Consider the following 24,904-nt stretch of genomic DNA (forward strand, 5'->3'; position numbering starts at 1 on the left):
CATGGCATCCATCGAGAACATCACCCTGGACGTGGCCGACACCGAGGCCGCCGAGCTCTTCTACTCGACCGCTTTCGGACTGGACACGCAGATCCGTCTGCGCGCTTCCGAAGCACCCACGACCGGCTTCCGCGGGTTCACGCTCGCGCTCACTGTCGCCCAGCCGTCCACGGTCAACGCCCTCATCGAGGCCGCGCTCGACGCCGGCGCGACGACGCTGAAGCCTGCCGCGAAGTCGTTCTGGGGCTACAGCGGCGTCGTGCAGGCACCGGACGGGACGATCTGGAAGATCGCGACCTCGGCGAAGAAGGACACCGGACCCGCCACCAAGCAGATCGACGAGATCGTGCTCCTGCTGGGCGTCGCGGACGTGATCGCGAGCAAGCGGTTCTACGTCGGCCAGGGCCTCGGCGTGGAGAAGAGCTTCGGCCGTGTGTACGTGGAGTTCGCCGTAGGGTCGAGCCCCGTCAAGCTGGCCCTGTACCGGCGCCGCGCCCTTGCCAAGGACCTCGGCCTCCCTCCCGAGGGCACGGGCTCGCACCGGGTGGCGATCTGCGGCGAAGGCGTGCCGTTCACGGACCCCGACGGCTTCGCGTGGGAGGCGACGTCACCGGCGGCAGCCCCGTCCTGAACCGGACGCCGGGCGGCACTCCCAAGGCCGGCCGGGACCGCTGCCCACCGACCAGCCCGACGCGTCACAGGTTCGGCCACGAAACCGAGTACGAGCACGAAGTGACTGGAGGAAGCATGACGGACGCACCGCCCCGCGGACTTGAGGAACGGTTGCGGGACACACGCGCGAGGCTGGAGAGCGACATCGATCTCTGGGTCGCGACGTCGGGCACGCCGGGCGGCGTCCACCTCATCCCGCTCTCGTTCCTCTGGGACGGGACCGCGTTCCTCGTCTCGACGCCACGCACGTCGGTCACCAGCCGCAACCTGCTGGCGGACGACCGGGTGCGGCTCAGCTTCGGGCCGACCCGCGATGTCGTCATCGTCGACGGCACCGCGGAGCCGGTGGACATCGACGGCCTCGCCCCCGGGACGGGCGACGCTTTCGCGGCCAAGACCGGTTTCGACCCGCGCGAGCCCGACGAGCAGGCGTACCAGTACTTCCTGATCCGGCCGCAGCGCGTCCAGGCCTGGCGCGAGGCGAACGAGCTGCGGGGACGCCACCTCATGCGCGACGGCCACTGGCTCGGCTGACCGCCGTCACCCGTACGGACGCGCCCGGGGTGCCGGTGCGCCGGTCCCGAGGGAGCGTCACCAGGAGGCGGGTTCACCACACCCGCGAGGGGGCGGGGTCGCGGCACCGTTCGCGACACCCCACCCCCGCCGCGATCTTCATCTCATATCTGAGATAACGTGCGGGCATGGAAGACGACTACCTCGTACGCATCGGCAAGCTCATCCGTGACGCCCGTCAGCACCGGGGCTGGACACAGACGCAGCTGGCCGACGCTCTCGGCACAAGTCAGAGCGCGGTCAACCGGATCGAGCGCGGCAACCAGAACATCAGCCTTGAGATGATCGCCCGCATCGGCGAGGCTCTCGACAGCGAGATCGTGTCCCTCGGCTACTCCGGTCCCATGCACCTGCGCGTGGTGGGCGGCCGCCGGCTCTCCGGCTCCATCGACGTCAAGACGAGCAAGAACGCGTGCGTCGCGCTGCTCTGCGCCACGCTCCTCAACAAGGGCCGCACGGTGCTGCGCCGGGTGGCCCGCATCGAAGAGGTCTTCCGGCTGCTGGAGGTCCTGAACTCCATCGGGGTCCGCACCCGCTGGATCAACGACGGCGTGGACCTCGAAATCGTCCCGCCCGCCGAGCTCGACCTCGCGTCGATCGACGCCGAGGCCGCACGCCGGACCCGCTCCATCATCATGTTCCTCGGCCCGCTGCTGCACCGGGTCGACCACTTCACCCTGCCGTACGCGGGCGGTTGCGACCTCGGTACGCGCACCATCGAGCCCCACATGATCGCGCTGCGCCGGTTCGGCCTGGAGATCGCCGCGACGGACGGGCTCTACCACGCGCAGGTCGACCACGCGGTCTCCCCCGACCGCCCGATCGTGCTGACCGAGCGCGGCGACACCGTGACCGAGAACGCGCTGCTGGCCGCCGCACGGCACGACGGCACCACGATCATCCGCAACGCGTCCTCGAACTACATGGTCCAGGACCTGTGCTTCTTCCTGGAGCTGCTGGGCGTCAAGGTCGAGGGCATCGGGACGACGACGCTGACCGTGCACGGCGTCCCCCAGATCGATGTGGACGTCGACTACTTCCCGTCCGAGGACCCGGTCGAGGCGATGAGCCTCCTGGCCGCCGCGGTGGTGACCGAGTCCGAGCTGACGATCCGCCGGGTACCGATCGAGTTCCTGGAGATCGAGCTCGCGGTACTGGAGGAGATGGGCGTCGACTGCGACCGTACGGCGGAGTACGCCGCCGACAACGGCCGCACCCGACTGGTGGACCTGACCGTCCGGCCCTCCAAGCTGGAAGCGCCGATCGACAAGATCCACCCGATGCCGTTCCCCGGCCTCAACATCGACAACGTGCCCTTCTTCGCCGCCATCGCGGCGTCCGCGCACGGCCAGACCCTGATCCACGACTGGGTCTACGACAACCGCGCCATCTACCTGACCGACCTCAACCGCCTCGGCGGCCGGCTCCAGCTCCTCGACCCCCACCGGGTCCTGGTCGAGGGCCCGACCCGCTGGCGCGCCGCCGAAATGATGTGCCCGCCCGCACTGCGACCGGCCGTGGTGGTCCTGCTCGCGATGATGGCGGCCGAGGGTACGTCGGTCCTGCGCAACGTCTACGTGATCAACCGCGGCTACGAGGACCTGGCGGAGCGACTGAACTCGGTGGGCGCGCAGATCGAGATCTTCCGCGACATCTGACGGGTGGGGTGTCGTGCCCCTTGGGGCGAGGGGCACGACACCTCAACATGCCAGCTGACCTGCGGATACCTACCGACTCTCGGTGCACCGGAGCCAAAGTTGCCAAGGCAGCCGAGCCAGGGCCGGCGGGGTACCGGTTCGCCCGGGCAGGTGGGCCCGCCGGGTGCGCCCTGGTTCAGCGAAGGGGCGCGGCGCGGAGAGAAAGGTAGTAGTCACCGACTGCGGACAGGTAGTCGGGATCACCTGTTTCGCTGTCGGTGGTGAATCGGGGAGCAGCTTTGATTTCCTCCCGGGACGGTGCGAGCTTAACCGTCTGTGTCCTGATATCGATGGCAATGACGGCACCGGCCGGGACGAGCACGCTTCTGCCGAACTTCCACACACCGGTGTCGACGACCAGGTGCTGCATGCCGGGCTGGTCTTGCTGACGGTCCACGTGGCCGATGCCCCCGTCCGCGGCCTCAACGGTGAAGCCCGCCAGCGACTGGCCGTCCGTGTGACCGCTGTCCTGCGCGTACATCCACATACTGCTCACAGACCCAGCCCTTCGTCCCGGCCAACCGCGGACGGTGGCCTGGTCTCCTACGACGATCTCTTCCTTCCCTGCCACTTGCCGAGCAATCAGGCATTCGATGCGACGGTCGGTGCGTAGGCAAGCCAAGTCGGCTGCCGGCCATGCGGGCTGGGTGGCGGCTTCCGCGATCGCCAAGGCCGTTGGCGGAGCCGGCCGTTGCGCGCGAGACGGGCCAAGGTCGGCCGGAGTAATCCGGAAGGAGAATCCGGCGAGGTGGAGGAATCGTTCTGGCATATGTGACGAAATCATGGGGCCGAATCGAACCGCAGCACACCGGGTGGCAGTGGCAAACGCAGAGCCGGCCCTCGTCTTCCGGAGCAAGCACGCGGCGCCGGAGCACTACAGCCGCGGCGAGAGCAGACCAGACGTGTCGGGGGCGCGTCGCTCGACCGAGTAGGTAAGCCGTGCCCTGCAGTGGGGTAGCTTGCCTGTCGTGCTCGGCCGGAAAGTCGTGTCGCCAGGCACGTACACGCGGGCACGCTGGCGGGAGGTCGCTTCCATGCGGGACAGTGAAAGGGACGGGCTGGGTGAGGCGCTGGCCGCGGCGGAGGCTGCGCCGCCGGTGGAGTCCGTCGACGTCATAGCCGCTTCTTTGCGAAGACAGCTCGGGGCTCGGTCGGTGTCGTTCCTGATCACCGACTTCACGGGCGCCTCTGTCGTCCGCCTGGGCACCGCGGATGACATCGACCTGGAGCGTTCCGCAGATCCGATCGCCGTCTCCGGCACCGTCTACGACGAGGTGATCCGGACCCAACGGCCGCATGTGGAGGCCATAGAGGGCGGTACGTGGATACGGGTGATCGCACCGGTCACCAATCGCGGGGACGCGCTCGGCCTGCTGGAGCTCCATCTGCCCCAGTACCCCGGGGCGGACACGCTGCTGAGAATCAGCAGGAGTGCCCACGCCCTGGCCTACATCATCATCGCGAACCGGCCCTTCACCGACCTGTACCAGTGGGGTCGGCGTACCTCCCCGCTGGGTCTGGCCGCCGAGATCCAGCACCGGCTGCTGCCCACGTCGCTGGCCTGCGAGGCGGCCCAGTTCGCGGTCGCCGGGGCCTTGGAGCCGGCCGAGCATGTCGGCGGCGACACCTTCGACTACGTCATAGACCGCGACTACGTCCAGCTGTCCGTCACCGATGCCATGGGGCACGACGTGGACGCCGCGCTCCTGGCCACTCTCCTCGTCGGAGCACTGCGCCGCGCCCGCAGGCAGGGGGCAGGACTCGCCGAACAAGCGCAGAGCGCCGACCGGGCCGTGGCCGAGCACAGCGGCGGCCGCTACGTCACCGGACAACTGCTGCGGATCAGCCTGCACGACGGTCGAACCGAGTTCATCAACGCCGGCCACCCCTGGCCCCTGCGCCTGCGCGGCGGGAAGGTCGAGGAGATCACACCGGCCGTCGACATGCCCTTCGGCTTCATAGCACCGCACACCTATACGGTCCAGGAGCTGGACTTGCGCGCCGGGGACCGGCTGGTCATGCTCACCGACGGAATGCTGGAGCGCAGCGCTGCGGACCTCGATCTGCCGGGCCTCATCGAGAGCACCCAGGACCTGCACCCGCGGGAGGCCGCCCGGCTCCTGATCGAGCACGTCGTTCGTACCCATGACGGGCGCCTGCACGACGACGCCACCGTGATGTGTCTGGACTGGTACGGCACCGGCTCCACCCGCCGCGACGCCGACCACGGCGCCGACGTCTCCGAAGCATCCCCGACGGTCGAGCAGCACACCTCTCCCGCAGAGCCCACTGGGCCTGGCAGCTGAAATTTCCCGGCCGAACTCATCCCCCGTGTCGGAGTGTGCGCCGAGCTCAAAGACCGACTCGACACGGGGGTAAGCCGACTCGTCTCCCCTCTGACCAGGTGGCCACAGTGGGGAGAAATCTTGCTGTCGTGCCACTCAGAGGGCGGTTCCGCGCCTTCAACGACAGGGCCTCAGCGCCGTCCTGGCCGGGAGCGACACCGCAGAACAGCCGCTGATGGCAGACGAATACAATCGGCCTCATGTCGAAGCATGACGCGCTGCTTGTGGACGTTGCCGCCTTGGTGGAGTCCGGACGCAGCAATCAGATGCCTCTGACCGTGGTCGCCGGTGGTGCTGTCGTCACGGGCCGGCTGGCACCCGAAGCCGTCTGGAGGCAGCGGGTGTCGGAGGTCCTTGCGGACTCGGCCCGCCTGAGCGACTTCTCCGCCATGTTCACCACCGCTGCGCCCGAGGAAGGGCCGCCCACGCATCTGCACTTTCACGTGGCTCGGATTCTGCAGGGCACGGTGGGGATCCCGGAGACGGGCGGGATGTACCGGGTCGCGATCGAGGACGTCAGTGCCTGGACGATGGGCGACTTCAGCTACTCCGACCACTGACCCGCTGCCGCGCCGGGACACCTCGATACGCGGTGAGGGCCCGGCCGGAGTGCGTCGGCCGGACCCTCACCACTGCTTACCGGCGGCTCGCGCCAGCCCGTCGGTCAGGCAGCCACAGGGGCGCCGAGCATCGCGGAAGCCCGCTGCAACGGGTTGAGGCCCCGAGTGGGTACGGGGGCCGGGGCCAGGTCGCGGCAGGTGAAGCCGAGCTGGGTCATGGCCCGCAGGACTTCTCCCGCGCTGAAGTCTCGGCGGTCCTGGCGTGTGATGACCTGTCCGACCTGTTTGACGGGGTAGGTGCGTCGGCCGATGATCACGGACTCGCCGGATGCCTGCTCGGGCTTGATGCCATGTCATATCTCCTTTGGGGGCAAAACGTGCAGGATCCGTAATGCACGGATCCGGCGTCGCCGCGATGATGCCCCGCCCGGAGGGAAACCGGAAACACAATGAAGCTTCCACTGGTCGGACAATGACCACGCACAGGCTTGAAGTTTGGGAACCACAACTGCAACTGAGATCGACAGTAGCATGCGGTAATGGTCCGCGTACGGTGAATAATTCCAGTCTCTTTGCTGCGGTAAAAACACTCCCGGCGCGGCGCATTGAACTCTCACGCCGTGGCCATAGATATTGGCCCACCCCGAGCACAGCGTTGCAGGAAGACGCCTATTTTTCACAGCGCGGGGATGCGGACCGCTCGGATGCAGATGGGCGCACCAGCGCGTCGCCGTCAGGACGAAGGGGCAGGGAAGGCGTGCCTGTTGCCGAACAGCCCAGAGGTGCGGCCGGTGTTCGTGGGCTGGGGCTGCCCGGCCCGGGGTGTCGTCACACATCACGGCCTGACCAGCCTGGAGCTCACGGGAGCCCGAAGGGCGCATCACGAACTGGGCAGTACGCGTCCGGGAAGCCGCCCCTGGCTCTGCGGCCGAAGCCCTTCACCGTGTTGAAGCCGCCTCGCAGACGCCGCCCCGGCCAGCCGATGGACATCTTGCGCGAAGCAGCGGCACGACAGAGCACCCACGCCGGAGACGAGAGCATCCTTTCGAGCATGACAACCGCAGGGAGACGGCCCTTGAGCGCACTACCGGCAGGTGGGTTCGGCACCTGCGGGATTTCCACCGGACGCGCAGGGCTTCAGGCCGAGATCGGCGTGCTGGTCGGCTTGGTGCCTCGGTGGGTGTTGGGCGTTGAGGCGCTGGGCTTCCTCGAGTTGCTCCTCAAGGATGACGATGCGGCAGGCGGCCTCGACCGGGGTACCGCCATCGACGAGTTCGCGGGCGCGGGCGGCGACGCGGAGCTGGTAGCGGGAGTAGCGGCGATGCCTGCCCGCGGAGCGCAGGGGTGTGATGAGGCGGGCTTCGCCGCCGATGGCGCGGTGGAACCCGCCGATCGACAACATGTCGCCATCCCTCGGCCTTGCAGCGGCTGCAAGGCCGAATTCCGAGTACGTGCGGCGTGGAACGCGGCACGGCCCTGTCCCCCGAGTCAGGTCGTGGTGCCCACGGTGAACGGTGCGCGCAGGGCGGGCCCTCAAGCCCCGGCGCCGGTACCTGTAGGTGTGTCCGGCGGCCCACGTTGACGAGCCGCGCGCGGAGCCCCTGCCGTCACCGGCGAGACGCCCGCCCGACCATACGGGTGGGCGTCTCGTGTCAGGGGAGCTGGCCGGCCGACCGGCTGTAGCCGACCGGCCAGTTGCAATGCCGCCGTGGTGCGCGTCGACCACTGTCGTCGGCTCGACGGCATGCTTGGCGCGGCTCACGGCCCTGCCGTGCAGCAGCGGAGGTACGGCTCAGTTCCCGCCCGGTGCGTAACCGGCCTCGCGCTGCCTCACGGCAGGTGAGACACCTGCCGCCGGTCACTTGGCGAGGAAGGTGAGGAGAGCGTCGGTGACTTCCTGGGCGTGGGTCCACAGCAGGCCGTGGGGGGCGCCGTCGATGACGACGTAGTCGGCCTGCGGGAGTGCCTGGTGGAAGAGTTCCCCGGTGGCCTCGATGGGCAGGATGCGGTCGGCGGTGCCGTGCAGGATCAGTGCCGGGACGTCAATCTTGGGCAGGTCGGCACGGAAGTCGGTGGACCAGGTGGCCACGCAGGCCAGGGATGCGTACGAGGAGGCGCCTGCGGCGACGTTCCAGCTGTTGCGGACGGCTTCCTCGCTGATGCGGGTGCCCAGGTTCTCGTCGAGGTTGTAGAAGTTCTCGTAGAAGTCGGTGAAGTAGGCGTAGCGGTCGGCGGTGACGGCACCCTCGATGTCCTTGAAGATGGTGCCGTCGACGCCGCCGGGGTTGTCGTCGGTCTTGAGGAGGAAAGGTTCGAGGGAGGCGAGGAAGGCGGCCTTGGCGATACGGGCGGAGCCGTAGGTGCCCAGGTAACGGCCGACCTCACCCGTGCCCATGGAGAAGCCCACCAGAACGGCGTCGTTGAGGTCGAGGGTCTCCAGGACTGTGTTCAGGTCGGCGGCGAAGGTGTCGTAGTCGTAGCCGGTGGTGGGCTGGCTGGAGCGGCCGAAACCGCGCCGGTCGTACGTGATCACGCGGTAGCCGGCCGACAGGAGCGCGGCGGACTGCTTCTCCCAGGAGTGGCCGTCGAGCGGGTAGCCGTGGATCAGCACGACCGGCTGCCCCGTGCCGTGGTCCTCGTAGTACAGCTCGATGCTGGTGGAGTTTTCCTGGCCGACGGTGATGAACGCCATGGTGGTTGCTGCCTTCCGGTTTGACTGCGCTGATGGTGAAGTGCCCGATCGGGCACGGCTGTGCGGGTGCGGTGAGGTGTGACGGGCGCCAGGGCTGGGCCGTCGGTCATCGGACCGTGCGGGCCGCCTGCTCGACGATGCGGGTGACCGCTTCGGGGCGGGACACGGATACGGCGTGCGACGCGTCGATGGTCGTCGTGCGGGCCTTGGCACGGGCCGACATGTAGCGCTGGGCGACCACGGGGATGTTGAGGTCCTTGGTGGTGACCAGCGACCAGGAGGGGATCGTCTTCCAGGCGGCCTCGGTGGACTTCTCCTCCAGAGCGGCGGCGGCGATCGGACGCTGTCCTGCCGACATGAGCCCGGCCTTGTCGGCCGGCACGTCCGCGGCGAACTGGGCGTGGAACTTCTCGGCCTTGATGTACACATCCGCACCCTGACCGCCGTCGGGCAGCGTGTAGTTGACGGGCTCGATGGCCTGGCCGAGGGTGCTGCCGGGGAACTTGTTCGTCAGTCCGAGCGAGCTCTCGCCGGTGTCCGGCAGGAACGCCGCGATGTAGACCAGCGCCTTGACCTTGTTCTCCAGGCCTGCGGCGGCCTGGCTGATGACGGTGCCCCCGTAGGAGTGGCCGACCAGGACCACGGGCCCGTCGATGTGGTCGAGGACGCTGCGCAGGTAAGCGGCATCCGTCGCCGGACCTCGCAGCGGGTTGGCGGCGGACACCACCGGGTAGCCGGCGCGCTGCAGCCGGGTGACGACACCGTCCCAGCTCGCGGCGTCGGCGAACGCTCCGTGCTCCAGCACGATCGTCGGACGTACCGGGTGGTGGGGCGCCGCACCGGCTGCGCCGGGCAGGGTGACGGCGGCGACGGACAGCCCTACGGCCGCGGTGACACCGAGCAGCGCGGATCTGCGGCTCGGACGGACGAGGCGGGTGATGCGCATGCGTGAAATTCCTCTTGGTCGGTTGACGGCCCTCGACGGACCGTGAGGGCGAAGCAGGCCGTGCGTTCGAGGAACGGGGCCACGGGCTACTTCGCCGGTCGCTGAGTTGACATGCGTCCGTCCGCGCCCGTGATCAGCGCGGATCGGACCGCTGGTGGGCGGCAGCCGACAGCGGCCCGGAGAGCGGCTGCCGGGCTGCGGCCCGAGTGGTCTGAGGCATTGCCCTCGCCCGGTTACCGAGTGAGGAGCGTCCTTCGTCCTGTCCTACGAGGGGGCGACTGGACCGGTTCACCCGATGTCGGACTGTTCGCGGACATCGATGATGTGCAGGGCGCCGCGGACAGCGGCTTCCCGACGTGATCGAGCCTATGGCGGAGCGGATGCCGCGGCCATCACGCTCCGGGACGATTACCGCGTCGCACCGTGGGTGCAGAAGCTGCAACCCAGGTAAGAGGGCGGGCTCCCACTCCAGCCGGACGACGACCGCTCCCCCGCGGTCCTAGTCTTACGTCCGCCATGAACCGAACCGATGACCGACTACTGCCGCTTCTTCTCACAGGCTCCCAGGCCGCGGTGTGGCCGGGGGCGGACCTGGCCCGCGGAACCGTCCCGCCCGGGCCGGCCCTTCTCGTGGCGGCCCTCGTCGCCGGACTGGTGACGGCCGCGCTCTCCCTGCGTCGCGCCAGGCCGGTGCTGGCCCTCGTGGTGGTCGCCCCTGCCTGCGCGCTGGGCGCCGGGCCGTTGCCTGCGGGGGCGGTGGCGGTTCTGGGGACCGCGGGCGTCGCTCTGGCCCTGTTCACGGTGACAAGCGAACGCGACGCCTTCACCGCGCTGTTGTGCGTGGTCGCGCTCACCGTATGGCAGATCCTCTACGGCCTCACGCTGCACGGGCTGGAAGAGCGCGACGGACTGGACGTCGCTCTGACGGCCGTGCTGTACGCCGCCACGTTCACGGCCGGGCTGCTGGTGCGGCGGACCCGTCGTTCACGGCGGTCCGCGCAACAGCGACTGCAGCGGGCCGAGATCGAACGGCACCGGCTCCCGGTCGTCGAAAGGCGTCGGATGGAAAGGGAGTTGCACGATGTCAGCGCCCACCATCTGACGGCTGTGGTGGTCACGGCGGGCGCGGCGCTCGGGCTGCGTGACCGTCGTCCCGAGCTGGTGGGTGAGGCACTCCGCTTCGCGGCCGAGACCGGCCGCGAGGTGACCCAGGCGCTCCGTTCAGTGAGGTCACCGGCGCCCTCACGGGAGCAACTGCCCACTCCGAGAGAGCGGCTGCTGGAGTTGTGCGCCGGGTTCTCCCAGCTGGGCCGAGGGGTGGAGTGCGCGATCGATCCGATGCCGGACGGTGCTCCGGCGGACGCGGTGTACGGCATCGTGCGTGAGGCCCTCACCAACGTGGCGCGGCACTCGCCGGGCGCGGCCACGACCGTGACCTGCAGATACGGTGACGCCGGCACGGAGGTCGTGGTCACGAGCGCGCCGCCGCCGGCCGGGTCGGTGGCGCACGGCGCGGGCCTCGGTTCAGGACGCGGCCAGGGCTTCCTTCGGTCGCGGGCACGGGAGGTGGGTGGCACGCTGACCAGCGGGCCGACGGCCGAGGGCGGGTGGGAGGTACGCGCAGTCCTGCCCGGGCGGGCCGCCGCAGCCTCGACGGGGCGGTCGGTTCCGTACGGTTATCGCCTCGCGCAGGCCGTAACAGCCGCCGGTCTCGCACTGCAGCCGTTGCTTCCCATGCTGGTCTTCCGGGAGGAGACAGCCTCGAACACGCAACGGGTATCGGCGGGGGCGCTCTTCGCGCTTCTGGCCGCGGCTCAGGCAGTCGCGCTCCTGTGGCGACATCGCGCCCCCGGCACCACCCGAGGCGTCGTGCTCGGCCTGGTCCCTTTCTGGCCGGTGGCGATGGCCGTCGGCGAGTACACCGGTTGGGTACTCCTACCGCCCTTGCTGAGCATGGTCGCCACGTGCGCGATGGTCGCCTCCGCGGCGGCTGCCGCGGCCACTACCGGCCCGCTCGGCACCGAAAGGCGCACCCGTCTGCCGGCCGAGGCGCTCATGGCTGCCGCGGCCGTGGGGATACACGCCACGACCACGACGGCCACTGTCCTGCACCGAGGTACACACCTCCCCCTCTGGTCAGTCGTCGCCGGAGCGACGGCCCAGGCGGCCCTGGCGGTGGGTGCGGCTTGGTGGGCCGGCACCCTGCGCGGGTGCCGCGACCGGGCCGTCCGCCGTGATCAGACGGAACATCTCGCGACGTGGACCGAAGAGGCGGTCCGGGACGCGTGGGCTGAGCGCCGCCGCATCGCTGCCGGGCTGGAGACCACGGTGCTGACGCGCACTGCCGACATGGTGGCGCAGGCCGAGGCGGGCCGACTCGACGCGGTCGCCGCACACGCCCGCGAGGCCCTCGCGACGATGCGCGCCCTGCTCGACACCGTCCGCGAGGCGGATACGGCACCCTCCTTGGGGCCGCAGCCCACCCTCCAGGCTCTCGACCTCCTCGTCCTCCAGATCCGGGCGACCGGTCGTGAGGTCGACATACGGTGGAGCGACCGTATGCCGGGACGGTTGCCCACCGCTGTGGACCTGGCCGCCTATCATGCCTGCGAAACGCTTCTCACAGTCGGCGGCGACGGTCCGATGACCGTGGCGCTCGACGCCGACGAGTCCGCGTTGACCGTGACAGCGACCGGTGTGCCGGGCACCGTCCGTTCCGCCCTGTGCCGGCAGCTCGCGGTACGCGCCGCGGTGATCGGCGGGACTCTCACCACCAACCCGCAGGGCCCGGTGTGCCTCCGGCTGCCTCTGACCGCGCCACCGACGGTGCGGCATGACGACCAGGAAAGACAACAATGAGTCTCAGAGTGCTGGTCGCCGACGATCAGGGCATCGTACGGGCGGGATTCGCAGCCGTGATCGACGCCGAGGAGGACATGGTGGTCGTCGGCGAGGCCGCTGACGGCGCCGAAGCGGTGCGTCTGGCCGAGGAGTTGGCACCCGACGTCGTTCTCATGGACGTCCGCATGCCCGGACTCGACGGCATCGCGGCCACGCGGATCATCACGGGGCGCCCCGACGCACCCCATGTCCTCGTGCTGACCACTTTCGACCTCGACGCGTACGTGTTCGACACCCTGCGCGCCGGCGCCTCCGGCTTCCTCCTCAAGGACGTGGAGCCCGCTGAACTGCTGGACGGCATCCGCGTGGTTGCCGCCGGCGAAAGCGTTCTCGCCCCGTCCGCGACCCGCAGGCTCATCGGGCACTACGCGTCAAGACCGGGCGCCGGACTCCCGGGCGGCGACGTCCCCCGCGAGCTGGGCAGCCTGACCAGCCGTGAACGCGGTGTCCTGGCCCTGGTGGCCTCCGGGCTGACCAACGCGGAGATCGCCGAGCATCTCGGAATCACCGTCGGGACCGTGAAGTCCCACATCAACGCGCTACTGCGCAAGCTCGAACTACGGGACCGGGTTCAGGCGACGATCTTCGCCTACGACCTCGGGCTCGTCCACCCGAACCCGCCCCACTGACGTGTGGTTCGCAGTCAGCTCTCCGAGGAGTCCACCGTGGTGCCCCGTCCAGTCCTCCTTCCCCTTCGCTCCGCAGGCCGGGCCCTGAACACCCTTGCCGCCCGGCTGTACCTCATAGCCTGCGCGCTCCTGCTCGCCTGGGCGCTCCTGGCTACCTCCGAGGGGTCCATGGCGCTCGTCCTCCCGCTCGTCGCCACCGTCCCGGCCGGCATCGTGCTGCTGCTCGTCCTGCCTGAGGGAGCCGCGGCGTTCTGCCTCTCCATCGTTCTCGGTGCCCTGGTCAACGCCCTGGTCATCGGGTGGTGCGCCCGCGCCCTGCGGCGGGGGCAGAACCCGGAGACAGCGCCCTGACCCACCGGGTCGACAGCTCCACACACGGAGTCTCCGACCGGGCTCGGGGGTGGGGTGCAGATCAGTCGGTGGATTCCAAGACTTCGTAGACATGCTTGATGTAGCTGTGGGTGCGCTCCGAGCCGAGGATTCCGTCGCCCACACGGTTCATGGTGTACGAGAAGGTGACGCGCCGGTCGAGGTCCATCATGACGATCGAACCGCCCCGACCCACCCAGAAGCAGATCCTTCCGGTGGGCATGTGCGGCATCGTCCTCGGGTCGGCGAGCGCGTAGCCGATGCCCCAACGGACGGGGACGCCCAGGAACAGGTCCACTCCGTCGGCCTGTACGTCGAACACCTTGTCCACCGTCTCAGCGGAGAGAAGCCGGACGCCGTTCACCTGGCCGCGCCGTGAGATGACGGAGAGGGCACGGGCCATGCCCCGTGCGTTGCCGTGTCCGTTGACGGCTCCGAGTTCGGCGGTGCGCCACTGCGGAGTGTCGACGTGCTCGTCACGGGCGGGGCTTCCGAGCAACGTCCTGGTGAAGATCCCGTCGGGATCAAGACCGTTGGGTATACCGGAGAGCTGCGAGGGGGCCACCAGATCAGCGATACGCGGCCAGTCGGCCTGGCGCGCGCCGATCTGGACATCGGCTTGTGCCGGCTTGGCGATCTCGGTGTCGACGAACTCCCTCAGAGTACGCCCGCTGACCCGCCGGACGAGCTCTCCCACCAGCTGCCCTTGAGTCTGCACGTGGTACCCCGAAGCGGAGCCCGGCTCCCACCAGGGCGCCTGCGCAGCCAGCCGGGCACTCGCGGTCGGCCAGTGGTACAGATCCTCCATGGTGAAGGGCGCTTGCCAGCCGGAGAGTCCCGAGGTGTGGGCCAGGACGTGCCGCACCTCGATGTGCTGCTTCCCCTGGGCGGCGAACTCGGGCCAGTAGTGCGCGACCGGGCGGTGGAGATCCAATGCCCCTCGGTCGGCGAGGACGAGGGCCGCGAGATTGGTGAGGGTCTTCGTGGTCGACCACATGCTCACCAACGTATCCCTGTGCCACGGCACGTTCCGTGCTTCGTCTGTGTGGCCACCCCACAGATCGACCTCCATGACCCCGTCCACATCGACGGCGATGGACGCCCCCAACTCCTCGTCGGCTTCGAGGTGCGCTGCCAGCGCCGCTCGAACCGGCTCGAACCGGGCGGTGCTCGTTCCCTCGACGATGACCATGCTTTTCTCCATTCCGGATGACAATCGTTCAATCACTCAACGGAATGAACGTCACACCGGTTCACGCATCACCGCAGTTCATGACATGTGTTCACATGCCGCTCCCGCGAGAGGTCGCGCCGCTCCCCGGACGCGGACTCCCACCTGCGGGTTCTCGGTCGGCGGCGACCGGTCGGTGGACGGCTGGAAAGCGTTCTGCACCTCTGGTTAGACACGGCAATCATCCGATGTCCCGAGGACCGGGCCGGCCTCGGGCCATAGTCTCGAAAACGTCGGGGATGCAGCCCGGAGGCCGCTTCACCGGCGTTTTATCCGTCTTCTTCGCCCCTCCCCTCACGCTCGATCCGGCAGGCACACCACGCCGGCTCACACACGAACCAGGAGACCCTTCCATGACCAAGCGTGTCCTTCTCTCGTCCCTCCTCGGCATCGCCGTCATCGGCGCGATGACCGCCGGTGGCCTCGCCATGGCCTCGACCGGCACGGAACCGACGGTGAAGAAGGAGTCGGTCCATTACGTCGCCCCCACGGGCGGCCGCGCCGGGTCGCTCACCTTCACGGCGGAGGCGCACGACGATTCGGGTGTCCGCGGCCTCAAGGTCCTCGCGTGGCCGGCGAGCAGCGAGCTCGATCCGACCAAGGCGGAGATGCGCGACGTGGAGAGCGCCACGTGCCGCGGCACCAGTGACGAAACCGCTCGCTGCGTCTTCTCGCTGAAGGTCACCACCGAAGAGGCGGCAGCGCTGGAGCGAGGCACCTGGTACATCTCGACGCTGGCGACAGCGAAGGACGGAGGCACGGTGTTCCAGCCCCGCGCCGCCACCTTCGACCTCTCCCGATGACCCGCCACCGGCTCCTCGGGCGGCTGCGGCGAGAACACCCCTGCCACGGCGGGGACGGTGGAGGCGCCCTTGTCACGGCGGCCCATCCCGCAGCCGGCGAAGCCTCCCACCGGAGGACGTCCTGCTAATGTCCTGTCCGATATGCGGGAAGCGGACAACGGGGTCCTCGTCGCCCCTGTCTCCGGTGCCGCCGCCACGGAACCCATGCGGGCGTCCGGTGAGGTCGAGCAGGTTTCCGTCACGGCGCGAACAGGCCACCCACGCACCGGGCCCTGGTCGGGCGCGTGCCCCGAGGGTGACGCCGCCAAGTGAGATTCCGGTAGGTACGGTGACAGCTGTGGGGCAAGGTCTCTACTTCGGACTGCTGGGTCCGCTCGAGGTACGGCGGGCGGGCACGGTCCTCGACCCGGGTCGCCGCAGGCAGCGACTGCTGCTGATTCGCCTGCTGCTGGCGGACGGCCGGGCGGTCTCTCCGCAGACTCTGTGCGAGGAACTGTGGCCGCCGCAGCCGGGACGGGCACCGGGCGCGGCACTGGGCTCCCTGCATGCCCACGTCAGCAAGGTACGCGCGCTCCTGGAACCCCGGCACCTTCGCCGGCAGGGCGCCTTCGAGATTCTGGTCACCGAACCCCTGGGCTATGCCCTGCGCGTGGCGCCCGAGAACCGTGACACCACGCGCTTCGAGCGCGCCGTTGCCCAGGCACACCGGTTCATGGACCAAGGCCTGCCCGACCGCATCGTGGAGGAGGCCCAGAGGGCCCTGGACATGTGGCGCGGCACGGCGTTCGCCGACGCCGCGCACCACCTGTTCGTCACCCAGGAGACAACACGCCTGGACGAACTGCGGCAGACCACGCGCGAGATCCGCATCACCGGCCTCCTCCTGCAAGGCCGGATCACCGAAGCCCTCAATGCCGCGGAGGAGATAACCGCGCAGCATCCCTTGCGGGAGACCGGCTGGGCCCTGCTGCTGCGAGCCCTGTACCTCGCCGGCCGGCACCCCGAAGCGCTGCAGCGCTACACGGACGTGCGCCGGCACTTCGCCGACGAGCTCGGCCTCGAACCGGGCCCTGCCCTACGCGCCCTGCACCAGGGCATCCTCCACCATGACCTGCCACCACTGCACCCGGCCGACCGGTCGAACAACACGGTGACCAAGCACGGCAGCCACCCGAGCGGGACTACCACGACCGGAGGACCGGACGAGGGCGAGGCAACCTCGCCGATCGGCCCCGCCACCGGCCGACGCGAGGACGCGGGCACCGTTTCCGACGCACACGGCGCGGCGGTCGCGGATGGCGGGAGAACAGCGCCCCTGCCCCTGGCGCGTCCGGCGCAACTGCCGCGCGGCCTCCCGGTGTTCGCGGGGCGGGCCGCCGAGGGTGCGTGGCTGTCCGCCGTCAGCGGTGCACCGGGCCGCCCCGGACCGACCACCGCCCCTGCTGTGGTCATCAGCGGTGCTCCCGGTGTCGGCAAGACCACCTTCGCCGTGCACCATGCTCACCGCATCGCCTCCTCGTTCCCCGACGGGCAGCTCTTCGTCAACCTGTGCGGATTCCACCCGCACGCACCCGCCGTCGAGCCCGGTAACGCCCTGCACGGCTTCCTCACCGCCCTTGGCGTGCCCGCCCCGCGCATCCCCGAAGACACTGCCGACCGGAGCACACTCTTCCGCAGTCTCCTCGCCGACCGGCGAATCCTGCTGGTCCTGGACAACGCCCGCGACGAGCAGCAGGTGCGCCCGCTGCTTCCCGCAGGCGCGGGCTGCCTCACCCTGATCACCAGCCGCAACCAACTTCCCGGCCTCATCACCACCGACGGTGCCAAGCCCCTCAGACTCCCGCTGCCCTCGCCGACCGAGGCGCACGAGGCCCTCGAACGGCGTCTGGGAGCCGAACGGCTCGCCGCCGAGCCCACCGCAACGGCCGACATCATCCGCCTGTGCGGACGGCTTCCCCTGGCCATGGCCGTGGTTGCCGCCCGCGCGGAACTCGATCCCTCGCTCCCTCTCCACGTCATGGTCGAAGACCTGCAGCACTCCCACGGCGGCCTCGAAGCATTCGCCGGCCTCGACACGACCACCGACGTGCGCAACGTCTTCTCGTGGTCCTACCAGTCCCTGGACGAGCACACCGCCCGGCTCTTCCGCTTGCTGGCCCTGCACCCGGGCCCCGACATCACCGCCCCCGCCGCCGCCAGCCTCTCAGGCTTGTCCCTCCCCCGGACCCGCCGTGCGCTCGCCGGGCTGGTCAGCTCCTGCCTCGTGGAACAACCGCTGCCCGGCCGCTACAGCCTGCACGACCTCCTACGCGGCTACGCCACCGAGCTGACCCACACCCACGACACCGGCCAGGGGCGCCACCACGCCACTCTCCGGGTCCTGGACCACTACATGTTCACCGCCTGCGAGGCCAACGGGTTCCTCAAACAGGACACATCACACGACCTCGAACTCGGCGCTCCCCACCCGGGCGTCACTCCGGAAGAACTCACCACCGTCAAGCAGGCGACCCGATGGCTCGCCGCCGAACACCGTGTGCTGACCAGCCTGCTCCACACCGCCGTAAGCCAGAAGCTGGACCATCACATCACCGGGCTCGCCTGGTCACTCAAGGAATACCTCAACCGCCAGGAGTTCTGGCCCGAAGCCGTCACCGCGCTGACCCCCGCCCTGGAAGTGGCCCGACGTCGGAACAACCTCCTCGAAGAAGGCCGTTGCCTTCGACACCTGGGTGGCATCCACGGCTACCTCGGCCGTCACGAGCAGGCCCTGAACCAGTTGCAACGCGCGACAGCGATCTTCGAAGAGCTCGACGACATCGGTGAACAGGCACGAGCCCACTACGTCACGGCGTGTGCGCTGTTCCTGTTCGGGCGGACCGAGGAAGCTGTGGCGGCCTCCGAACTGGGGCTGGAACTCTCCCGGGAGACGGGCGAAGAGTTGTGGCTGGCCGAGTGCCTCCTCGAACTCGCCTGGTTCCACTCCAATCTGGGGAACCTCGAGAAGAGCCTTCTGTACAGCGAGGAGGGCATCGCCCTGTTCCACCGCCTCGACGCGCCCTGGCAGCTCGCCCAGGGGTGGGACATCCTCGGCTACACCCTCCGTCTGCTCCGCCGTTACGAGGACTCGGTGACCACTTACCGGCGGGCGTCGCGGGCATTCGAGGAGCTGGGCGACCACAGGAACGCCATGGGCACGCTCATGCGGCTGGGCGACACCCGTCTGGCCATGGGCGACAGCGAAGGCGCACGGGCGGACTGGGTCGACGCCCTCCAGAACGCCGACGCGCGGAAGATGTCCCACAGCGCCAAGGAGGTCCGTGACCGGCTCGCCGCCCTCGACATGGATGCGGACCCCGCGCCCACCTCGCCGGAGAGGGCCGTCGGGAATCACAAGCTCCCCGTTCCGAGGAGTAGTGGTCCCGCGAGTTAGGGCTACGGCCGGGCTGAGCCGGCGGATGGTCACGCGTCCGGGAACGCGCCGGCTCTGTTCCGGCTGCCTGCATCGACGTCGATTCCGGTGAGGCCAGATGCGGAAGTGCCCGGAGTGGCACCGGGTGGTGAACGTGACCAGGGCGCCCGCCAGCATGGCCCCGGAGGACGGCAGAACGCGAAGCCGTGAGCCGATCCGAGAAGTTCCGCTTCGTTCCGTCACGGGCGAGGATGCCGGGAGATGGCGTATTCGGGAACTCTCCGTCGGAAGGCTCGGTGGAGCGTCCATCGCGGAACTGTGCGACATGATCTCCGCATGTGTGCCCCTTCGCTGTGAACGGCTGGAACCAGGCGACGGTTCACAGAATCATCCCGATGGCGGTGTTGGAGGCGATCGCAGCCTCCGTCCGGGGCGAGGTCCTTCCTTCAGCACGGTCAGCATTTGCACCCATGCCGATGCGTGAACCGATCCTGCCGTTCACCCGTCCTGTCCAGGAGAGGACACACATCCGGCTGTCGCTGCCCGGCAGCCCGCGACCGAGTGGCCGAACCGCCCCTCTCCCGTCTCGACGAGGTATCTGCTCCGGGCACAGGCACGCCCTGGGTCAGGGTGTGCCTCACGTGCTGAGGGAACCGAACGGAGTCCGGACATCGCGGGCCGCCGGCATCGTCCTCGGGTCCGTCTGCCTTCCTTACGCGGTGGCAATCCGCCGGTCCCACCTTCAATCCCGACCCCTGACTCCTCGGACGAATGAGAGGCAAGAGCGATGTCCCAGACGGACAGCACGGATCCAGCCGGCGCCCCGGCAGGCGGTGGGAGAAGCCCCGGGCCCGTCCCGTTGCCGGTCCGGAAGCCGTCGACGGACCCGGCAAGGACGTCGGGCGAGACCCTGACACCGGACGGGGTGCAACGCGCCAACGTCGCCCGGGCACTACGGGCGACCCGCCGAGCGGCGTCCGGCACATCAGACCCCGCAGCTCGCCCTTCCGATGCCGGGGGCGCATCCCCGCCGGAGGGCCGCTCGCCTGAGGAGAGCGAGACATCGCCGCTGCGCCTTCCGCGCAAACCGGTCCTCGTCGGGGCGATCGCCGGCGTCGTACTGCTTCTCGGGGCGCTCCTGCTGTCCGGTCTCGGCGACGACCCGGGAATCCCCACCGCGTCCCATGTCGCCGGCGAGACCCCGCGGGCAGGCAGTACCCGTTTCGAAGCCGCCCCTTCCGACGACGGGGCGGACATCAGCGCGCGGCCCGCGGAAGAGAAGCGGAAGGCCGGCGTCGCGGGGGAGGTCTCGCCGGACGGCACGGAGAAGGGGAAGGGCAGGAAGACCAGCGAGGCGCATGCGCCCGAAGAGGTCGGCGAGGCCGTGTCCGCTACCACAGGAGCCGATACGAAGACGTCCAGCGACGAGGTGGCTCCTGACCGCGAGGACGGTACGGTAACCGGTCGGACGCTGACGGGCCGGCAGTCGGGCAAGTGCCTCTCCGGAGGAAGCGCCGGGGCTCCATTGACCATCCGGACCTGTGACGGGTCCGCCGATCAGCGATGGGAGTTCCCCTCGGACGGGACGGTCCGCTCGCAGGGACTGTGCATGGCCCTAGTCGGCGCCTCGAAGGACGACGGCACGGCCATCCGGGTGGCCGCCTGCACCGGCGCAGCCTCTCAGCAGTTCCACCTGAACACGACCGATGACTTGGTGGCCGAGTTCGCCGTCAAGTGCGTGGACGTCTACGACCGCCAGTCCGCCGACGGAACCCGGGCCATTCTGTGGCCCTGCACCGGCGCCGCGAACCAGACCTGGACCCGCGGATGACCAGGACGGTGCGGCGACTCCTCGCCCGGCATCAGGAGGGGCCGGGCGAAGATCGCCGCGCGGGGCCGGCCCGCTCGCCCGGTACGGCCGCCGCGGGAGGACTGATCAGACCCGGTTCTCTGCCTGGAACATCCAGTTCTGCTTCTCCAGTTCGGCGGTGAGTCCGATGAGGAGGTCCTGAGTGACGACGTCCGCCGGGCCGGTCTCGTCGATCCGCTGGCGCACTGCCCCGATCACAGCGGAAAGCGCGTGCACCAGGGCCTCGACGGCGTCAGTGTCCTTGGTCCAGCCTGGCGGAAAGGCGGGCACGCCGCTGGTTCCCGCTATGGTCACGGCCCGTCCGTCCGGGCTGACGCCCAGGGCGGCCGCGCGCTCGGCCACTGTGTCGGCGTAGTTCCGCGCGATGGTGGCGGCCTCGTCGAGCTGGACATGCACCGAGCGGAAACGCGGGCCGTGCAGGTTCCAGTGGGCCTGCTTGGCCACAAGGGACAGGTCGAGGAGGTCGGCGAGGGTCGCTTGCAGAGCCGCACCCGCGATCTCTCGGTCGCTCTTCGGCAGAGGGTTGTTGATGACCGGCATGGGAATGCGGTCCTTTCGTGAGTGGCGTCGGCGTCCTGGTCGCGGACGCCGACGACTGCTGACCACAGAGACGTGCCGCAGCCCGACTCCGTGCGGGCGCTGATGAGCCCGAGGCTAGGAACGGCGGTGACCTCCCACGGGTTCAACTCGTCCGGCACACAATTCCGCGCGTTCTGCGATGTTCAGCCACGTCAGGCGTGGGTGCCCTGCGTGGGCGCAAGGCGGACGCCGGGACGAACACGTACGTCTGGCCGGCCGTCACTACCTTGATCAGTTGTGCCGACGAGGCCGGCATGGACCCGTGAACTGACGAGGCACATCCCTTGCATCCGTTGACCGCGGCCGACCGCGCGCCCCGGCTCGGCCCCCGCCCGTCACCGAGTTCCGACATCCGATACCGCATAGGGAATCATTCATGCAGACGACACCGACAAGCCCGGGCCCGGGCCCGTCCCGGCTGAGCGAAGAACGCAGACGAACCATCCTCGTGGCGGTTCGGGAACTGCTCAAGGACGTGGGCTTCGAAGCTCTGACGATGGACATGGTCAGTGCGAAGGCGCGCACGAGCAAGGCGACTCTCTACCGCCGGTGGCAGCACAAGACGCTGCTGGTAGCAGCGGCCCTCGAGCAGACCGAACGCATCCGCATCGACGCCGTCGACACCGGCACCCTCCCGGGCGATCTGGACGGGGTCGCCGTGAGGGCCGGAGAAGACGGGGGCCAGTCCGCCCGCCTGCTTTCATCATTGGCGCACGCGGTACGCGGCGACCGTCATCTCGCGGAGGCCCTGCGCAGACATGTCGTCGAGGGGCACCTGGACGCACTGCGTCTGATGCTGAGCCGGGCGGTGCAGCGGGGAGAAGTCTCCGAGGACTGTCCCGCCATCGCCTACTTCCCCCAGCTGGTGCTCGGCGCGATGCTGTCGCAGCGGGCGGTGACGGGGGCAGACCCCGACACAACCTACCTGCGCGCGTACTTCAGGTGCGTCGTGCTTCCCAGTTTGGAATACAGGCCCCGTTGACGACAATGCGACCGGGGCCGCGCCATGGTTACATCCCCAGAATCCCTTGCTTCTCCAGCACTCTACGCAATGCCCGCATGGCGTAGAAGGCGCGGCTCTTGACGGTGCCGGCCGGTATGCCGAGGTGCTCGGCCGCTTGGGCAACGGTGCATTCCAGGTAGTACATGAGGCAGATGACTGTTCGCTGCTGCTCGTTCAGCTCCCCCAGGGCCTGCGACACCACATGGGAGTCGATCGTGGATGCCGTGTTGTCGCTGTAGGTGTCCAGCTCCTCGACGGGCATGTGCTCCAACGGCCTTATCTGGCGGGCCCGGTGGTGGTCGATGACGAGATTCCTGGCCACGGTGAACAACCACGGTCTGATGCTTTCGTGGCGGGTGCCCAGGAACCGGGCGTGCTTCCAGGCGCGGGCCGCGGTCTCCTGGAAGATGTCCTCCCCCTTGTGCCAGTCACCGTCCAGCAGGCGTGCGGCGTACCGGGTGAGCAGAGGGCCGTACTGGTCGTAGATGTCTCTGATGAAGGCGTCGTAGTCAGCGTCGGATGCGAGGTTCCGATCATGCGACCAAGTCGGAGACGGGGTAGTGGTCACCGTTTCCATGATTCCGTTCATGCGTGGCGCTCGATCCTGTCCAAGTGTTCCGTGGCGTGTCCACCCGCATGCGCGGACGAACGGCTAACACAGTCGCCGGAAGCCCTTGGCGAGGCCTTGTCGCTTTCTTGCCGTTCCCTGCTATGGGCCACAAGCCCTGGAAGCACGCTCTCGCATCGCCACGTGTCCGACGGTCGACGAACACGGCCGGTGGTTGGTACCGGCACCGACCGCATGCCTCAGGCGTTCCATGGCGTCGGTCACCGCGATCACTTCGAAGCACGGTGCCAGGACCGGGCTCGAGCCCTCAGTACGCCAACGCAGCGGCCTGCGGACCGGTCGTCGAGGGCGGACGTGATCGTGGCCTTCGCCACCGAGGGGCCCGGCTCCGGAACCGGGCGCTTCGTCTCCCGCCATGGCGAGGCCCTGAACGAGAACCAGCACCCCGCACCGGGCCGCCGCGGCGACGGGGGTACGGAGCCCGTTCGGCTCCGTACCCCCGCGGATGACCGGGAAGGCAGTTGGCGGCGCGGCTCCGGTGTCGACGAACTCGGCCTGTTTCATGAGGGCCGACAGCTCAGCATGAGGTTCAGCCAGTTCGTGGTCCGGTGGAGCCGGGCGACGTCACCCTTGGCCAGGGGCACGGAGAAACCGCAGGTGCTCGCGTCGGCGGGGAGGTTGGGGTATCGACCCACGACGACGCGCGCTTGAGGGCTGCGACCGGCCAGGACGCACCTGGTGATCACGTCGGCGAAGCCGAGGTCGTTGCCGCCGAGCGTGACGGTCACAGGTCCGTGTCCCGGATGAAGGCGTTGACCTGAGGTGCGGATGCCCCCTCGTGGCTCCACATCGAGCGAGTGGTGGCCCCGCCGCACGTGACGTCCTTGAAGACGGAAGGCTTGTACGTCTCGGCGATCCACGCCGGCTAGCTTCCCTTGGAACGCATGCACCCCGTGTCCGTCTGCTGGGACATGCCTGTTCCTGCGGCGTAGGAGTAGCCGCAGGAACAGGTAATGGTTGACGGATCGCTGCCCGGAAACATCGGCCGGAGCGGCTCCGGAGGTCAGCAACGATTACTCCCGCGAGCACCGGCGCCATGGCGTGAACGTGCAGGTCGTCGCCGATCCAGAAGGCAAGCTTCTGTGGATCTCACCGGCCTTGCCGGGCCGCGCGCACGATCTGACCGGCGCGTGCACCCACCGCATCATCCGAATCTGCGAACGCCAGGGGGTTCCGATCGTCGCCGACCGCGCCTGCATCGGCGCCGGCTCCTGGGTCACCACCGCCATCCGCCGCCCGCCCAACGGCGAACTGTCACCGCCCGAACGGACACTGGACCGGGCACTCGCCCAGGCCGGCGCTCCTTTTCGAACGAGGCGTCGCCCGCCTGAAGTCCTAGCGGGCGACGCCTTGTCCTCTGCAGCCCGAACCGCATGACGGACATCGCCGCCGCGGTCCTCACCTTGGAGAGGCAACGCTGAAAGGGCTCAATGAACCCGTCGCAGCGACGTCATACAGCCGTGTGGACAACTGCAGCTGCGCAACGCCTCCGCGACACGGTGGGTTCCAGAGCTGAGTGCCTGCGCCATCGCTGACGAGGACCCGCTGTCACCTCATTCGCGTGACGGGTGCTACCAGACCCTGATCTTCGTGATCTTGTGGATGGTCTCCCCAGTGGCCTTCCAATAACTCCACTTCTCAAGGGTCGCGCTGGTCGCCGGCGCGCCCAGCCTCGGCACGTACTCCAACGTGAGCTTGTTGTTACCGGTCCAGATCTGGTCCACGCCGTAGATCGCCACGCTTTCCACGCCCGCGTTGGCAAAGCAGAGGGAGCCGCCTGCGTTGTGAAACGTCAGGTAACCCGATTCAGTGCAACTGACGCGATTGATAGCGGACGCCGACGAAGCAGGCAGCACAACGGCCAGGGCTCCGGCCGCCACGACTACCGCGAGGCGTGTGATGAAGCGCTTCACTGGTGAGTTGTTCCTTCCATGGTGGTGTGGTGCCGCCGAGGGCCACAGCACACGGCGGCATCGCAGGGACGCACGCACGTC

Annotated in this window: 20 protein-coding genes and 3 pseudogenes; 13 read left to right on the forward strand and 10 right to left on the reverse strand. The window is 69.0% G+C overall.

Annotation, left to right across the window (positions count from 1 at the left end):
• Position 1 precedes the first annotated feature (1 nt).
• The 3 genes from AB0C82_RS08705 (at position 2) to AB0C82_RS08715 (ending at position 2,903) form a co-directional block, all read left to right on the forward strand.
• Complete coding sequence (locus AB0C82_RS08705) at positions 2-631, forward strand: glyoxalase (protein WP_362837790.1); 630 nt, start codon at positions 2-4, stop codon at positions 629-631.
• Between the two features lie 116 nt (positions 632-747).
• On the forward strand, positions 748-1,206 hold the full coding sequence (locus AB0C82_RS08710; RefSeq protein ID WP_362837792.1) for a pyridoxamine 5'-phosphate oxidase family protein: 459 nt from the start codon (positions 748-750) through the stop codon (positions 1,204-1,206).
• 167 nt (positions 1,207-1,373) lie between these two features.
• Positions 1,374-2,903 (forward strand): UDP-N-acetylglucosamine 1-carboxyvinyltransferase, encoded by a 1,530-nt coding sequence (locus AB0C82_RS08715; protein ID WP_362837794.1) that lies wholly within the window; start codon positions 1,374-1,376, stop codon positions 2,901-2,903.
• A 175-nt stretch (positions 2,904-3,078) separates the two neighbouring features.
• Here the strand turns inward: AB0C82_RS08715 and AB0C82_RS08720 are convergent, their stop codons facing one another.
• Complete coding sequence (locus AB0C82_RS08720) at positions 3,079-3,438, reverse strand: PRC-barrel domain containing protein (RefSeq protein WP_362837796.1); 360 nt, start codon at positions 3,436-3,438, stop codon at positions 3,079-3,081.
• 538 nt (positions 3,439-3,976) lie between these two features.
• Here AB0C82_RS08720 and AB0C82_RS08725 point away from each other — a divergent pair.
• Positions 3,977-5,248 carry a SpoIIE family protein phosphatase gene (locus AB0C82_RS08725; RefSeq protein WP_362837798.1) on the forward strand — a complete coding sequence of 424 codons (1,272 nt, stop codon included), beginning with the start codon at positions 3,977-3,979 and terminating at the stop codon, positions 5,246-5,248.
• A 239-nt stretch (positions 5,249-5,487) separates the two neighbouring features.
• Positions 5,488-5,847 (forward strand): hypothetical protein, encoded by a 360-nt coding sequence (locus tag AB0C82_RS08730; RefSeq protein WP_362837800.1) that lies wholly within the window; start codon positions 5,488-5,490, stop codon positions 5,845-5,847.
• Positions 5,848-5,951: 104 nt separating this feature from the next.
• Here the strand turns inward: AB0C82_RS08730 and AB0C82_RS08735 are convergent.
• From AB0C82_RS08735 to AB0C82_RS08750, 4 genes and pseudogenes are all read right to left on the reverse strand, one after another.
• A pseudogene (locus AB0C82_RS08735) lies at positions 5,952-6,197 on the reverse strand (SCO5918 family protein); the annotation flags it as partial.
• Positions 6,198-6,931: 734 nt separating this feature from the next.
• Positions 6,932-7,252: pseudogene (locus tag AB0C82_RS08740) on the reverse strand (hypothetical protein); the annotation flags it as partial.
• Between the two features lie 453 nt (positions 7,253-7,705).
• On the reverse strand, positions 7,706-8,539 hold the full coding sequence (locus tag AB0C82_RS08745; RefSeq protein WP_362837801.1) for an alpha/beta hydrolase: 834 nt from the start codon (positions 8,537-8,539) through the stop codon (positions 7,706-7,708).
• Positions 8,540-8,645: 106 nt separating this feature from the next.
• Positions 8,646-9,485, reverse strand: coding sequence for an alpha/beta hydrolase (locus AB0C82_RS08750; RefSeq protein WP_362837802.1), 840 nt, complete (start codon positions 9,483-9,485; stop codon positions 8,646-8,648).
• A 516-nt stretch (positions 9,486-10,001) separates the two neighbouring features.
• Here AB0C82_RS08750 and AB0C82_RS08755 point away from each other — a divergent pair.
• Genes AB0C82_RS08755 through AB0C82_RS08765 form a run of 3 tightly spaced genes read left to right on the forward strand, consistent with a single transcriptional unit; the run spans position 10,002 to position 13,366 of the window.
• Positions 10,002-12,344 (forward strand): histidine kinase, encoded by a 2,343-nt coding sequence (locus tag AB0C82_RS08755; protein WP_362837803.1) that lies wholly within the window; start codon positions 10,002-10,004, stop codon positions 12,342-12,344.
• Positions 12,341-13,015, forward strand: coding sequence for a response regulator transcription factor (locus tag AB0C82_RS08760; protein ID WP_362837805.1), 675 nt, complete (start codon positions 12,341-12,343; stop codon positions 13,013-13,015). The genes AB0C82_RS08755 and AB0C82_RS08760 overlap by 4 nt, the downstream gene beginning before the upstream one ends.
• Positions 13,016-13,051: 36 nt before the next feature.
• Positions 13,052-13,366 (forward strand): hypothetical protein, encoded by a 315-nt coding sequence (locus AB0C82_RS08765; RefSeq protein ID WP_362837807.1) that lies wholly within the window; start codon positions 13,052-13,054, stop codon positions 13,364-13,366.
• A 61-nt stretch (positions 13,367-13,427) separates the two neighbouring features.
• Here AB0C82_RS08765 and AB0C82_RS08770 read toward each other — a convergent pair whose 3' ends face one another.
• The gene (locus tag AB0C82_RS08770) at positions 13,428-14,576 is read right to left on the reverse strand and encodes a serine hydrolase domain-containing protein (protein WP_362837809.1); all 1,149 of its coding nucleotides are present in this window, start codon (positions 14,574-14,576) and stop codon (positions 13,428-13,430) included.
• Positions 14,577-14,968: 392 nt separating this feature from the next.
• On the opposite strand from AB0C82_RS08770, the gene AB0C82_RS08775 reads away from it, so the two are divergent.
• The 3 genes from AB0C82_RS08775 to AB0C82_RS08785 all read left to right on the forward strand — a co-directional run bounded on the left by AB0C82_RS08775 (position 14,969) and on the right by AB0C82_RS08785 (position 20,661).
• The gene (locus AB0C82_RS08775) at positions 14,969-15,418 is read left to right on the forward strand and encodes a DUF5707 domain-containing protein (RefSeq protein ID WP_362837811.1); all 450 of its coding nucleotides are present in this window, start codon (positions 14,969-14,971) and stop codon (positions 15,416-15,418) included.
• Between the two features lie 337 nt (positions 15,419-15,755).
• Complete coding sequence (locus AB0C82_RS08780; protein ID WP_362837813.1) at positions 15,756-18,851, forward strand: BTAD domain-containing putative transcriptional regulator; 3,096 nt, start codon at positions 15,756-15,758, stop codon at positions 18,849-18,851.
• Positions 18,852-19,755: 904 nt separating this feature from the next.
• Positions 19,756-20,661 (forward strand): RICIN domain-containing protein, encoded by a 906-nt coding sequence (locus tag AB0C82_RS08785; protein WP_362837815.1) that lies wholly within the window; start codon positions 19,756-19,758, stop codon positions 20,659-20,661.
• 105 nt (positions 20,662-20,766) lie between these two features.
• Here the strand turns inward: AB0C82_RS08785 and AB0C82_RS08790 are convergent, their stop codons facing one another.
• Positions 20,767-21,240, reverse strand: coding sequence for a DNA starvation/stationary phase protection protein (locus AB0C82_RS08790; protein WP_362837817.1), 474 nt, complete (start codon positions 21,238-21,240; stop codon positions 20,767-20,769).
• 415 nt (positions 21,241-21,655) lie between these two features.
• Between AB0C82_RS08790 and AB0C82_RS08795 the strand changes: the two genes are divergently transcribed.
• The gene (locus AB0C82_RS08795) at positions 21,656-22,261 is read left to right on the forward strand and encodes a TetR/AcrR family transcriptional regulator (protein WP_362837819.1); all 606 of its coding nucleotides are present in this window, start codon (positions 21,656-21,658) and stop codon (positions 22,259-22,261) included.
• Between the two features lie 28 nt (positions 22,262-22,289).
• On the opposite strand, the gene AB0C82_RS08800 is transcribed toward AB0C82_RS08795, so the two are convergent.
• Positions 22,290-22,859, reverse strand: a complete 570-nt coding sequence (locus tag AB0C82_RS08800; protein WP_362838403.1) for a sigma-70 family RNA polymerase sigma factor — start codon at positions 22,857-22,859, stop codon at positions 22,290-22,292.
• 551 nt (positions 22,860-23,410) lie between these two features.
• Positions 23,411-23,638: a hypothetical protein gene (locus AB0C82_RS08805; protein WP_362837821.1), complete on the reverse strand. Its 228-nt coding sequence runs from the start codon at positions 23,636-23,638 to the stop codon at positions 23,411-23,413.
• A 283-nt stretch (positions 23,639-23,921) separates the two neighbouring features.
• On the opposite strand from AB0C82_RS08805, the pseudogene AB0C82_RS08810 reads away from it, so the two are divergent.
• Positions 23,922-24,331, forward strand: a pseudogene (locus tag AB0C82_RS08810) (transposase family protein); the annotation flags it as partial.
• A 150-nt stretch (positions 24,332-24,481) separates the two neighbouring features.
• On the opposite strand, the gene AB0C82_RS08815 reads toward AB0C82_RS08810, so the two are convergent.
• A complete protein-coding gene (locus AB0C82_RS08815; RefSeq protein ID WP_362837823.1) occupies positions 24,482-24,823 on the reverse strand; it encodes a beta/gamma crystallin domain-containing protein in 342 nt (113 codons plus the stop codon).
• Positions 24,824-24,904 lie beyond the last annotated feature (81 nt).

Origin of the sequence: Streptomyces sp. NPDC048560, assembly GCF_040650955.1 — a bacterium.
Lineage (GTDB): Bacteria > Actinomycetota > Actinomycetes > Streptomycetales > Streptomycetaceae > Streptomyces.

Excerpts from the sequence above, each read along its gene's own strand:
- AB0C82_RS08705 (WP_362837790.1), top strand. The coding sequence starts at position 2 with ATGGCATCCATCGAGAACATCACCCTGGACGTGGCCGACACCGAGGCC.
- AB0C82_RS08710 (WP_362837792.1), top strand. The coding sequence starts at position 748 with ATGACGGACGCACCGCCCCGCGGACTTGAGGAACGGTTGCGGGACACA.
- AB0C82_RS08715 (WP_362837794.1), top strand. The coding sequence starts at position 1,374 with ATGGAAGACGACTACCTCGTACGCATCGGCAAGCTCATCCGTGACGCC.
- AB0C82_RS08725 (WP_362837798.1), top strand. The coding sequence starts at position 3,977 with ATGCGGGACAGTGAAAGGGACGGGCTGGGTGAGGCGCTGGCCGCGGCG.
- AB0C82_RS08730 (WP_362837800.1), top strand. The coding sequence starts at position 5,488 with ATGTCGAAGCATGACGCGCTGCTTGTGGACGTTGCCGCCTTGGTGGAG.
- AB0C82_RS08745 (WP_362837801.1), bottom strand. The coding sequence starts at position 8,539 with ATGGCGTTCATCACCGTCGGCCAGGAAAACTCCACCAGCATCGAGCTG.
- AB0C82_RS08750 (WP_362837802.1), bottom strand. The coding sequence starts at position 9,485 with ATGCGCATCACCCGCCTCGTCCGTCCGAGCCGCAGATCCGCGCTGCTC.
- AB0C82_RS08755 (WP_362837803.1), top strand. The coding sequence starts at position 10,002 with ATGAACCGAACCGATGACCGACTACTGCCGCTTCTTCTCACAGGCTCC.
- AB0C82_RS08760 (WP_362837805.1), top strand. The coding sequence starts at position 12,341 with ATGAGTCTCAGAGTGCTGGTCGCCGACGATCAGGGCATCGTACGGGCG.
- AB0C82_RS08770 (WP_362837809.1), bottom strand. The coding sequence starts at position 14,576 with ATGGTCATCGTCGAGGGAACGAGCACCGCCCGGTTCGAGCCGGTTCGA.
- AB0C82_RS08775 (WP_362837811.1), top strand. The coding sequence starts at position 14,969 with ATGACCAAGCGTGTCCTTCTCTCGTCCCTCCTCGGCATCGCCGTCATC.
- AB0C82_RS08790 (WP_362837817.1), bottom strand. The coding sequence starts at position 21,240 with ATGCCGGTCATCAACAACCCTCTGCCGAAGAGCGACCGAGAGATCGCG.
- AB0C82_RS08795 (WP_362837819.1), top strand. The coding sequence starts at position 21,656 with ATGCAGACGACACCGACAAGCCCGGGCCCGGGCCCGTCCCGGCTGAGC.
- AB0C82_RS08800 (WP_362838403.1), bottom strand. The coding sequence starts at position 22,859 with ATGGAAACGGTGACCACTACCCCGTCTCCGACTTGGTCGCATGATCGG.